This is a genomic window from Bradyrhizobium sp. (assembly GCF_036735945.1).
Lineage (GTDB): Bacteria > Pseudomonadota > Alphaproteobacteria > Rhizobiales > Xanthobacteraceae > Bradyrhizobium.
The window spans coordinates 65,712-76,761 of record NZ_DAINNI010000020.1 but is presented as its reverse complement, the minus strand read 5'-3'; the positions used below and the strand labels follow the sequence as shown (position 1 = coordinate 76,761).

The following is an 11,050-nucleotide window of genomic DNA, read 5'->3' as shown; positions in this document are numbered from 1 at the left end:
GTCAACATCCTGACCCAGATCGGCTTCGTGGTGCTGGTGGGACTGGCGGCCAAGAACGCCATTCTCATCGTCGAGTTCGCGCGCGACATCGAACTGGAAGGCAAGGCGCGGCTCGAAGCGGTGATCGAGGCCTGCCGGCTGCGGCTGCGGCCGATCCTGATGACGTCGTTCGCCTTCATCCTCGGCGTGCTGCCGCTGGTGATCTCATCCGGCTCCGGCTCGGAGATGCGGCAGGCGGTCGGTGTCGCCGTGTTCTTCGGCATGCTCGGCGTCACGCTGTTCGGCCTGATCTTCACGCCGATCTTCTACGTCATCGTGCGCAACCTTGCCGATGGCGGCAAACCCAGGAGTTCCGCTGCGGCGTGACCGCAGCGCCGATTCCGCATCGCACCCCAATACTTTTGGCTGATCCGAAAGGGATGGGCGGTTGCGGGGTTATTGACTAGTGTTGCCAGGTTCCTCTGACAAAAAATTCCGGGAGAAGAAGATGAAGTCGGGATTGTTGGCCGCCGTCGCGGCAGTTGGTCTTTTGCTTGCGGCGCCTGCGTCGGCGCAGGGCGTCAAGATCGGTATTTTGAACGATCAGTCCGGGGTCTACGCCGATTACGGCGGCAAGTGGTCGTTCGAGGCGGCCAAGATGGCGGTCGAGGATTTCGGCGGCGAGGTGCTCGGCCACAAGATCGAAGTCATCTCCGCCGACCACCAGAACAAGCCGGATCTCGCCACCGCCATTGCCCGGCGCTGGTATGACGTTGAAAACGTCGACATGATCACCGAGCTGACGACGTCCTCGGTCGCGCTGGCGATCCACGAGCTTTCCAAGGAAAAGAAGAAGATCGATATCGTCGTGGGTGCGGCGACCTCGCGGCTGACCGGCGATGCCTGCCAGCCCTATGGCTTCCACTGGGCCTACGATACGCACGCGCTCGCGTTCGGTACTGGTGGTGCGCTGGTCGAAGCCGGCGGTGACACCTGGTTCTTTCTGACCGTGGACTATGCCTTCGGCTATGCGCTGGAAAAAGACACCAGCGATTTCGTCAAGCAAAAGGGCGGCAAGGTGCTGGGCTCGGTCCGCACTCCTCTGAACGCGTCGGACTTCTCGTCCTTCCTGCTGCAGGCCCAGAGCTCCAAGGCGAAGATCATCGGGCTTGCCAATGCCGGCCTCGACACCAATAATTCGATCAAGCAGGCGGCCGAGTTCGGCATCGTCAAGGGCGGCCAGAAGCTCGCCGCGCTCCTGATGACACTGGCTGACGTGCACGGCCTCGGTCTCGACGCCGCGCAGGGCCTGGTGCTCACCGAAGGCTATTACTGGGACCGCGACGCCAGGAGCCGCAACCTTGGCGAACGCTTCTTCAAGCGCACCGGCCGCATGCCGAACATGATCCAGGCCGGCACCTATTCGGCGACGCTGCAATATCTCAAGGCGGTCAAGGCCGCCGGCACCAAGGACACCGAAGCGGTCGCCAGGAAGCTGAAGGAGCTGCCGGTCGACGATGATTTTGCGCAAGGCGGCAAGGTGATGGAGAACGGCCGCATGGTGCACGACCTCTATCTGTTCGAGGTCAAGAAGCCGTCGGAATCGAAGAAGCCATGGGATTACTACAAGCTGCTTGCCACCGTCCCCGGCGACAAGGCGTTCCCGGCCGCGAAGGATTCGGGCTGCCCCTTGGTGAAATAGGCCTGACGTCATTGCGAGGAGCGTAAGCGACGAAGCAATCCATCTATCCGCTATGCCGCGAGATGGATTGCTCCGCTGCGCTCGCAATGACCGCCGGCGTCGCGCAGCACGGAAAAATCCTCTCCCGAACCGGCTGCCTAATAGCCCGTCATTTCCAGATAGCCCACGCCGCCATGGCTGCCGGCCAGGCGGATCGGGCCTTCCCAATAGGGAAAGCTCGTGCCCATCCAGCTCCGGGCGTTGAGCGGCGTGCATTCGATCGCCAGCGCCATCCGGGGAATGGCGATGCGCCATGTCGTCGGGATCTTTCGTCCTTCGATCTCGGTGACGGCAAGCGGCGTCATCGCGATGTCGGCGGAGGCGAGCTGCTCGGCCTTGCCGTCGGGCGCGATCCATTTGCCCGAGCCGTAATGCTGGCCATCGGTCTGGCGCATCCGGTACAGCATCAGCTTGTCACCAGTGGCAAGATGCAGCGACAGCCAATCCCATCCGCTTTGATCCGACGCCAGCGGCTGGCTGCTCCACTCCCGATCGAGCCAGGCCATCCCGGTGACGTCGACCGGCTTGTCATCGATGGTGAGGATGCCGGTCGCCGAATAATGCGGCTGGCTGTAGTAATAGGAGGCCTGCTCACGCAGTGACTTGCGGCTGTAGCCGCCATCGCCCTGCAGCACCAGCGGACGCTGCGCGTCGAGGCGCAGCGCGTAGCTGAAATCACTTCCCGAAGCTTTCAGCGCGAGCGGCGCAACGGTCTCATCATCACTCGGATCGATCCCGCGCATCTCCCATCCATCGATCCAGGCGTGAAACGGCTGCGCCGCGACGCCGGCCTGGCCGATGCCGCCGCGTGCAAAGGCCTGGGCCACGCGATGGGTGTCGGCGCGGGTGACGGCGGCGTGGCCCATCCAGATCTGCTGGTTGGCCCAACCTTCAACAGGCCCGCCCGGCGCAATGGCCTGTCGAAACAGCGTCCATTGCGCGCCATAGGCGTTGCCGCCGGCATCGCCGAGATTGGCGGTCACGTACCACCACTCGATGCGGAATTCCGGGTGCGGCCCGTGATCGGCGGGAAATGCAAAGCTGCGGCCCGGCACGACCGGCGCAAAACCTTGCGCGCTCTCGCCGAGTCCCGCGAACCCCTGCGCGAGCGCCTGGTCGCCGAGGCTTGCGAGCAGCGCGCCACCGACGAAGCCGCGGCGGGTGATGCGTCCGCTAGCGTTCATTGGCGAAGATCCTGATCAGGCTGGCCGGCTGCATCCGCGCCAGGCGAATGACGGGAAGCGCCGCGGCGGCCAGCGCTGCCGCCATCGCGACGCCGGTGAGCCACAGCAATTGCAGCGGAAAGACGTGGAACGGCAGCCGCCAGCCGAATGCCTTGACGTTGACGATCGCGAGCAGGCACCACGCGACAAGCAGGCCAAGCGGCAGCGCGAAGATCGTGGTGATCAGCGCCACCGACAGGGTCTTGAGCAGCTCGATCATCGCCAGACGCCGCCTTGTGACGCCGATCGCCCACAGCGGCGCCAGTTGCGGCAGCCGCGAATTGGCCAGCGTGAGCAGGCTCGTCAGCAGCGCGACGCCGGCGACGCCGAGCGTGAAGGCATTCAGCGCCGCCGTCACTGAAAAGGTGCGATTGAATATCCGCGTCGATTCCGCCTTCATGGTCGCCTGGTCGGCGACGTTGCGGTCGTCGAGACCGAATTTTTCCTTCAGCGCCGAGATCAGCGGCGGAATGTTTGCAGGCGCAACGCGCAATCCCATGCGCGTCAGCGGAATTTCCGGAAAGCGCCGCGTCAGCGCGGCGAAGTTCACCGCGATCTGGCCCTTCGGGTTGCCGTAGTCGGCATAGATGCCGACCACGTCGAGCGGCCAGTTGCCGCCCGGCGCCGGCACGTCGATGCGGTCGCCGACGGAGAGGTGCATGCGCCGCGCCAGTTGTTCGCTGACGAGCGCCGCGTTGCCCGGGCGGAGTCGGGTCCAGGCATTATCGGCCGATTGCAGCAGCGGCCAGTTGTCGCGATAGGTGGTGTGATCCGGCAGGCCCAGCACCTCGAGCGGCGCGCCGGCCAGTTGCGTATCGGCGCGGCCGCCGGGCAGGATCGCCTCGACCTCGCCCCGTTCGCGCAGCCACGCCTTGATCTCATGCGCCTGATCGTCGTTGGCGGCGTTGACATAGACATCCGCCGCCAGCCTTCCGTCGAGCCAGACCAGGAAGGTGCGGGAAAAACTCCCGACCATGGTGGAGACGCCGACATTGACCGCGAGCGCGAGCAATAGCGCCATCAGCGCCAGCGACAGCCCGGAGAGTTGCTGGCGGCTGTCGGCCCAGAACCAGATGCCGAGCGGCTCTCGTGCATGGCGCTGGCCGATCGAGAGCGCGATCTCCAGAAACATCGGCAGGATCAGCGCGGCGCCGAGCATCAGCGCGGCGAGCACGGCAAACCCTGATATCAGGGAATCGCCGAACCACAGGAACAGGCCGGCGGCTGCGAACGCCGCGAGCGCCAGCGCGCTCTGATAGGCCAGCCAGCGCCGTTGCGCCTGTTGCCACGCGAACGGCTGGGCGGTGGCGAGTAGCGGCAGCCGCAGCGCCTTGGTCAGGCTGGTGGCCGCCGCCGCGAGCGCGCCCAGAATGCTGATGGCGATCCCCGCGAACCACCATTGCGGCTTCAGCGTCAGTTGTCCCGGAATCTGCGCGCCATAGAGGCCACGCAGCGAGGCCACGACATCGGGCAGCAGCGCGCCGGCGATGAAATAGCCGCAGACCAGCCCGACCAGTCCTGCGATCAATGCCAGCGTGACCAGCTCAAGCACCAGTACGGCATTCAGCATCCGCGCCGAGACGCCGCAGGCGCGCAGGGTGCGCAGCACCGGCAGCCGCTGTTCGAAGGCAAGCCCGATCGCCGAATTGACGATGAAGAGGCCGACAAAGAACGACAGCAAGCCGAACGCCGTCAGATTCAGGTGAAAGCTGTCGGTCAGGCGTTCGAGATCGGTCTCCGCTTCCGGCTCGATCAGGCGAAGGCGGTCGCCGGCAACGCTTTCAAGCGACGCGCGCTTGCCGGCCGCCTTGCCGACCAGCAGGCGCGAGAGTTGATCCGGCATTTTCAGGAGGCTCTGCGCGACGCCGATGTCGACGACCAGCACGCCTGGTACGAGGTTGGGCTGCACGCGAAGCCGCGGCAGCAGGGCGCCACTGGCCTCGGGCCGCGCGCCCTCGACGAGCTTGAGATCGGCGAGCGTCTCCGGCGCCACCAGCATTTCGCCCGGCGGCGTCATGAAGGCCTGCAGGCTGGCCTTGCCGATCGTCGGCGCATTGCCGACTTCCGCGGGAAGCGTCACCGGTTCGATGCCCATCAACCGGAATGACCGCCCGCCGATCTGGATCCGCCCTTCGAGCACGGGCGAGACCGGCCAGCCGGCGCGTCGCAGATCGACAAAGAGTTTTTGCGGGAAGGTTGCGCCGCTGTTTGCGACCAGCATCGCGGTGCGCGTTCCGCCGAAGGTGGCGGCGGCGCGGTCGTAGGAAGTGCGTGCCTGCTGGTTGAGCGCCTGCACGCCGCTCCACAGTGCCGTTGCCGAGATCAATCCGATCAGCAAAGTCGCGAGTTGCATCGGATGCCGCCGCCAATGGCTCAGCAGCACGGCCAGCGTCCACAGCGCGCGTTTCACGTGATCACCCCGGCGTGGAGGTTGACCTGCCGGTCGAGGGTGGCGGCCAGCCTTGCGCTATGGGTCACCATCAGGAAGCCGCAGCCGCTGCGCGCCACCAGATCGCGCGCCAGCGCCAGCACCTCGTCGGCGGTGTCCTCGTCGAGATTGCCGGTCGGTTCGTCCGCAAGCAGCAGCAGCGGCTTGATCGCCAGCGCCCGGCCGATGGCGACGCGCTGCTGCTGGCCGCCGGACAATTGTTCGGGATAACGCCTGAGGAGACGGCCCAGCCCAAGCCGTTCGACCAGTTCGTCATGCCAGGCGGCGTCGTGACGGCCGGCGATCCGCGACTGGAAAACGAGGTTGTCCTCTACCGTCAAACTGGGAATCAGGTTGAATTGCTGAAACACCAGGCCTAGCCGGTCGCGGCGCATTTCCGCGCGGTCGGCGTCGCTGAGTTCCGAGACCTCCGCATCCGCCAGCCTGATCCCGCCGGCGTCCGCCGCGTCGAGGCCCGCGATCAGGTGCAACAGCGTGCTCTTGCCGCTGCCCGATTCGCCGGTTAGCGCCACGCTCTCGCCGGCCGCGACCGTCAGGTTCACCCCGCGCAGCACCGCGACATCTTCGCCGGCGGTGCGGTAGCTCTTGGTCAGGCCGGTCACGTGAAGCACCGGGCCGGTGGCACTGGGACTGTCTTTGGTCATGCGCGTGGATGGACCGATCCGACCATGAAAATCCCCCGAAAAGATGCATCGAACATATCAGGGCGCCCGCCCGGGATCACGGCCTCAATCACGCGGGCGACGTGATCGTGAACCGGTTGTGGCGCGCGCCTGCGGTAACCGCCGGCCGTCGCGCGGCGAGGCCTTGCGCAAAATCGCGGTTGCCTTGCTTGCGACCCCGCTTGTACCATCGGAACCGGCCGATCTGACAGAGCCAGCAACGATAAACGGGGAAAACCGCCATGACCGCGCAACCGACGCCGAAAGGCGCCTGGAAGATTACATTCCTGCTGTTCCTGTTCATGCTGGTGAATTTTGCCGACAAGATCGTGGTCGGCCTTGCCGGCGCGCCGATCATGGACGAGCTGAAGCTCTCGCCCGAGCAGTTCGGCTTCCTCGGCTCATCGTTCTTCTTCCTGTTCTCGATCTCGGCCATCGTGGTCGGCTTCATCGTCAACCGCGTCGATACCCGCTGGGTGCTGCTGGTGATGGCGCTGATCTGGTCGGTGGCGCAGTTTCCGATGGTCGGCACCGTCGGCTTCGTGACGCTGGTGCTCTGCCGCATCATCCTTGGTGCCGGCGAGGGCCCCGCGTTCTCGGTGGCGGCGCACGCGATCTACAAATGGTTCCCCGACGAGAAGCGGACGCTGCCGACCGCCATCCTCTCGCAGGGCTCGGCGTTCGGCGTGATCCTCGCCGTGCCGGCGCTGAACTGGATCATCGTCAATCATAGCTGGCACTACGCCTTCGGTGCGCTCGGCGTCGTCGGGCTGATGTGGGCTGCAGCGTGGTTCGTGATGGGCAAGGAAGGACCGCTGGTTCACGGCGTAGCAGCGGCCTCGACCGATCCGCGCATTCCTTATTCCCAGCTTCTGACGTCGCGGACTTTCATCGGCTGCTGCGCCGCTACCTTCGGCGCCTACTGGGCGCTATCGCTCGGCTTGACCTGGTTCACGCCGTTCATCGTCAAGGGGCTCGGCTTCACGCAGAAGGATGCCGGCTGGATCTCGGTGCTGCCCTGGGTGTTCGGCGCCGGCATTGTGCTGCTGACGGGCTGGATTTCGCAGGTGATGCTGGCGCGCGGCTACACCACGCGTGGTGCGCGCGGTGTGCTCGGCTCGGTACCGCTGATCGTCGGCGGGGTGATTCTGGCATTCTTGCCGCATGTCAGCGGCGCCGGCCTGCAGATCGCGGTCCTCGTGGTCGGCTCGGGGCTGTGCGGCTCGATCTATGTGGTGTGTCCGCCGATGCTCGGCGAATTCACGCCGGTGCGGCAACGCGGCGCCGTGATCGCGATCTATGGCGCGATCTATACGCTGGCGGGAATGATTGCGCCGTTCGTGATGGGCACCGTGATCCAGAATGCAGCGGCGCCGCTCGACGGCTACATGACCGGCTTCACCATCAACGCCGTGATCATGGCGTCATCAGGCCTGCTCGGGTTGCTGCTGCTCTGGCCGAACACCGAGCGCAAGCGGCTGATGGCCCAGGCGGCGGTGCAGCCGAAGTTCGCGTGAGGCAATGACTAATCGATCCGTCGTCCCTGCGAACGCAGGGACCCATAACCACGAATGTCGCTTGTCAAGGCGAGGCGTCCGCGACCTTCCGTGAATCGATAGGCCGCGGCGTATGGGTCCCTGCGTTCGCACTAGGGTTTCTACACATCTTGTGCGACAGATTGACTCGGTCTGTCAGGATGTTGGGCGGCTTTTTCGGTTTGTATGATTCTGTTTCTGACGCTTTGATTCGAAGGAGCGTCGGAGATGCAGCGAGAGCCGGATCTGACACTGGGCGAGTTTGGCGATGTCCGCCTTGATAAAAGGGGGCGGCATTCGTGCAGGCTATGCTTTGCACACGCAGTGTCTGCTTGCGCCGGATGGCGCAGGGTGACTGGGCCGCGTACATGGCGTACTGGCGGTTTGTGAATAATCCGCAAGTTACGACCGATCAATTGATTGAAGGCTGGAGCAGGCAGACGGCGACCGTGGCCGGCGGGCGTCATGCGCTGGCGATCCAGGATACCAGCGAAGTCAAGTTTCGGACCCGGCAGGGATGTGAGCGTGGACTGGGCCAGGTCGGCAAAGGCAATGCCCGCGGTGTGTTGCTGCACGCCATGATGGCGGTCGATGCCGACAGCGGGGCCTGCCTCGGCCTCGCCGGCGGCAAGGTGTGGACACGCAGGGGCAAGGTCAAGTCCCCTCATGACCAGCGGGAGTTGGCCGACAAGGAGTCGGCGCGCTGGGTGACGACGGCCGAGCAAGGCTGCGAGGTTCTGGCTGCGGCGCGCATGATCACCGTCATCAATGACCGTGAGGGAGAATTCTTTGCGCACTGGGCGCTGACGCCCGGCGACAACGTCCACCTGCTGACGCGGGCCATGAATGATCACGCGCTGACCGACGGCAGAACGCTTTACCAAGCCGTGGAACAAGCCCGCTTCTGCGACAAGGCGGTGATTGATTTGCCGCGGCGAATGGATCGCCAGGGTCGCCGAGCCCGTCTCTCGCTGCGGCTGGGAACCGTCGCTATCAAACGGCCGGCGCGACCCGGCGTGAAGGGCCTGCCGGAGAGCGTCGAAGTTAGCTTCGTTGAAGTCGTCGAGTTGCACCCTCCGAAAGGGGCTGAGCGCATTCATTGGCTGCTCTTGACCACTCATTCGGTGGCCAATGCAGCCGATGCCTGGCGGATCGTCTCTTGGTACAAGCAGCGCTGGATCATCGAACAGCTCTTCCGCTCGCTGAAGAACCAGGGCCTGCGTGTCGAGGACAGTCAGCTCGAAAGCGCGGAAGCCTTGATCAAGCTCGTGGCGATCGCCACCAAAGTGGCATGCATTGTCATTCAACTCGTCCAGGCCCGCAATGGTGGCGAACAATTGCCCGTCGAATGCGCCTTCACACGGGAAGAAATCGAAGCACTTGCCGCCATCAACCAAACCATGAAAGGCAGGACCGAGCTGCAGAAAACCCCCCATCACCCCCACACTCTCGAGTGGGCGGCGTGGATCATCGCCAAGCTTGGCGGATGGACCGGATATGCCTCACATCGACCACCCGGACCAATCACCTTCCACAACGGAATGGCTCGCTTCCAAACCATCGTCGCTGCAAGAGCCATCGGAAATGTGTAGAAACCCTAGTGCGTTCGCAGGGACGACACCTGTTGCGTTGAAGCTTGGCCGCCTTCAGCTCGCCGCCGCGTCGAGTTGCGGCCTACTGCCCTGCGCGCCGCGCACCAGCCTGCCCGGGCGCGCGCCGGTAGCCTTGCCGTCGCGCTGCGTCACCACGCCGGAGACGATGGTGGCATCGTAGCCGTCGACCTGCTGCATCAGGCGGCGGCCGCCGACCGGCAGGTCGTAATGCACCTTCGGCGGATGCAGATGCAGGTGATCGTAATCGATCACGTTGACGTCGGCCTTGAAGCCCGGAGCAATTACGCCGCGATCGTAGAGGCCGACCGAGAGCGCGGTCTTGCGCGACTGCGCCGCCACCACGAACGGGATCGACAGTTTCTCGCCGCGGCTGCGGTCGCGGGTCCAGTGCGTCAAGAGATAGGTCGGGAAGCTGGCGTCGCAGATGATGCCGCAATGCGCGCCGCCGTCGGAGAGGCCGGGCACGGCGCTGGGTTCGCGAAGCATCTCGCGTACGGCATCGAGATTGCCGTCGGCATAGTTCAGGAACGGCACGTAGAGCATGCCGCGGCCCTCATCGGTCAGCATGGCGTCATAGGCGAGCTCTTCCGGCTGCCGGCCCTGGCGGCGTGCCTGCGGGCCGAGTGCGTTTTCCGGCCGCTGTTCGTAGTCCGGGGGATTACCGAGCAGATACATCTTGTCGTAGTTCGGCCGGAAGAACAGCGGGTCGTCGGTTGCGGTCGCGGTCTCGGCCAGGATGGCCGCGCGCACCTCCGGCCGGCGCAACTGCGTCAGCCGCTCGGCCAGCGGCAGCCCGGCGATCGCGCGATAGCTCGGATGGGTCTGGAACGGATTGCGCGACAGTTCCAGCCCGAGCAGCAGCCCGACGGGACGCGCGGCGATCTGGGTCGTGATCGAGAGGCCGCGGGCGGCGGCTTCGTTGATGGTGTCCATCGTCTGCCGCCAGCGTCGCGGCGCCTTGTCGGCCTGCGCGACGGAAAACGAGATCGGGCACCGGGTATTTTCCGCAACCCGCAGCATCATCGGCAGGTCTTCGTGGACGGTGCTCTGGTCGAGCACGAATTGCAGGACACTGCGGCCGACGCCGTGCATCGCGCTGGCGATTGCGGTCAATTCGTCTTCGCCCGCCTTCAGGGTCGGCGTGTAGTCGCCGGTCGAGGTGCGGTGATTGAGGGTGCGCGATGTCGAGAAGCCCAGCGCGCCCGATCGCACGGCATCTCCGGCGAGCGCTGCCATCGCCCTGTTGTCCTCAGCCGTTGCGGGATCGCGTCGCGCGCCGCGTTCGCCCATCACATAGACGCGCAGCGCCGCATGCGGCAGTTGCGCACCGATATCCATGTCGAAGCTGCGCTTCGACAGCCAGTCCATGTAATCCGGGAAGCTTTCCCAGGCCCAGGGAATGCCGGCACTCAGCACCGGCTCCGGGATGTCCTCGACGCCTTCCATCAACTGGATCAGCCGGAAATGGTCCTCCGGACGGCACGGCGCGAAGCCGACGCCGCAATTGCCCATGATCGCTGTGGTGACGCCGTTCTGCGAGGACGGCGTGATGTCCTGGCTCCAGGTGACCTGGCCGTCGTAATGGGTATGAACGTCGACGAAGCCTGGCGCGACCAGTTTTCCCTTGGCGTCGATCTCTTCCTTGCCTTTGCCGGCCACCTTGCCGACTTCGCTGATGCGGCCGCCGGTGATGGCAACGTCTGCTTCGAAGAGGTCACCGCCCTTGCCATCGGCAATGGTACCGCCGCGGATTACGAGGTCGGGGGTCGAGGTCATGGCTTCCATCCCGGTTGTGTTTTGTTGGCGCATGATCGAACGCCAACGGCGGCTGTCAACCGCCGGGGATGG

Annotated in this window: 8 protein-coding genes; 4 read left to right on the top strand and 4 right to left on the bottom strand. The window is 65.0% G+C overall.

Annotated features, from left to right (window positions below; all coding sequences use genetic code 11):
- The coding region (locus V7E26_RS10135; protein WP_324415320.1) for an efflux RND transporter permease subunit at positions 1 to 366 on the top strand (366 nt) is incomplete at its 5' end.
- A gap of 121 nt (positions 367 to 487) precedes the next feature.
- A complete protein-coding gene (locus V7E26_RS10130; RefSeq protein ID WP_324415318.1) occupies positions 488 to 1,681 on the top strand; it encodes an ABC transporter substrate-binding protein in 1,194 nt (397 codons plus the stop codon).
- Between the two features lie 137 nt (positions 1,682 to 1,818).
- On the opposite strand, the gene V7E26_RS10125 is transcribed toward V7E26_RS10130, so the two are convergent.
- From V7E26_RS10125 to V7E26_RS10115, 3 genes are read right to left on the bottom strand one after another with little or no spacing between them, the layout of a single operon-like run.
- Positions 1,819 to 2,904, bottom strand: a complete 1,086-nt coding sequence (locus V7E26_RS10125) for a lipocalin-like domain-containing protein (RefSeq protein WP_324415316.1) — start codon at positions 2,902 to 2,904, stop codon at positions 1,819 to 1,821.
- On the bottom strand, positions 2,894 to 5,353 hold the full coding sequence (locus V7E26_RS10120) for an ABC transporter permease (RefSeq protein ID WP_324415314.1): 2,460 nt from the start codon (positions 5,351 to 5,353) through the stop codon (positions 2,894 to 2,896). Before V7E26_RS10120 ends, V7E26_RS10125 begins: the two co-directional genes overlap by 11 nt.
- Positions 5,350 to 6,036, bottom strand: coding sequence for an ABC transporter ATP-binding protein (locus V7E26_RS10115; protein ID WP_324415312.1), 687 nt, complete (start codon positions 6,034 to 6,036; stop codon positions 5,350 to 5,352). Before V7E26_RS10115 ends, V7E26_RS10120 begins: the two co-directional genes overlap by 4 nt.
- A 260-nt stretch (positions 6,037 to 6,296) precedes the next feature.
- On the opposite strand from V7E26_RS10115, the gene V7E26_RS10110 reads away from it, so the two are divergent.
- The gene (locus V7E26_RS10110; protein ID WP_324415310.1) at positions 6,297 to 7,571 is read left to right on the top strand and encodes an MFS transporter; all 1,275 of its coding nucleotides are present in this window, start codon (positions 6,297 to 6,299) and stop codon (positions 7,569 to 7,571) included.
- Positions 7,572 to 7,957: 386 nt separating this feature from the next.
- Entirely contained in the window at positions 7,958 to 9,181 is a 1,224-nt protein-coding gene (locus V7E26_RS10105) for an IS4 family transposase (RefSeq protein ID WP_324415308.1), read from the top strand.
- 54 nt (positions 9,182 to 9,235) lie between these two features.
- Here V7E26_RS10105 and V7E26_RS10100 read toward each other — a convergent pair whose 3' ends face one another.
- Positions 9,236 to 10,978, bottom strand: coding sequence for an N-acyl-D-amino-acid deacylase family protein (locus V7E26_RS10100; RefSeq protein ID WP_324415306.1), 1,743 nt, complete (start codon positions 10,976 to 10,978; stop codon positions 9,236 to 9,238).
- Positions 10,979 to 11,050: the final 72 nt, after the last annotated feature.

What these genes read in the sequence shown, in the direction of transcription:
- V7E26_RS10130 (WP_324415318.1), top strand. Translation starts at nt 488, where the DNA reads ATGAAGTCGGGATTGTTGGCCGCCGTCGCGGCAGTTGGTCTTTTGCTT.
- V7E26_RS10125 (WP_324415316.1), bottom strand. Translation starts at nt 2,904, where the DNA reads ATGAACGCTAGCGGACGCATCACCCGCCGCGGCTTCGTCGGTGGCGCG.
- V7E26_RS10115 (WP_324415312.1), bottom strand. Translation starts at nt 6,036, where the DNA reads ATGACCAAAGACAGTCCCAGTGCCACCGGCCCGGTGCTTCACGTGACC.
- V7E26_RS10110 (WP_324415310.1), top strand. Translation starts at nt 6,297, where the DNA reads ATGACCGCGCAACCGACGCCGAAAGGCGCCTGGAAGATTACATTCCTG.
- V7E26_RS10105 (WP_324415308.1), top strand. Translation starts at nt 7,958, where the DNA reads ATGGCGTACTGGCGGTTTGTGAATAATCCGCAAGTTACGACCGATCAA.
- V7E26_RS10100 (WP_324415306.1), bottom strand. Translation starts at nt 10,978, where the DNA reads ATGACCTCGACCCCCGACCTCGTAATCCGCGGCGGTACCATTGCCGAT.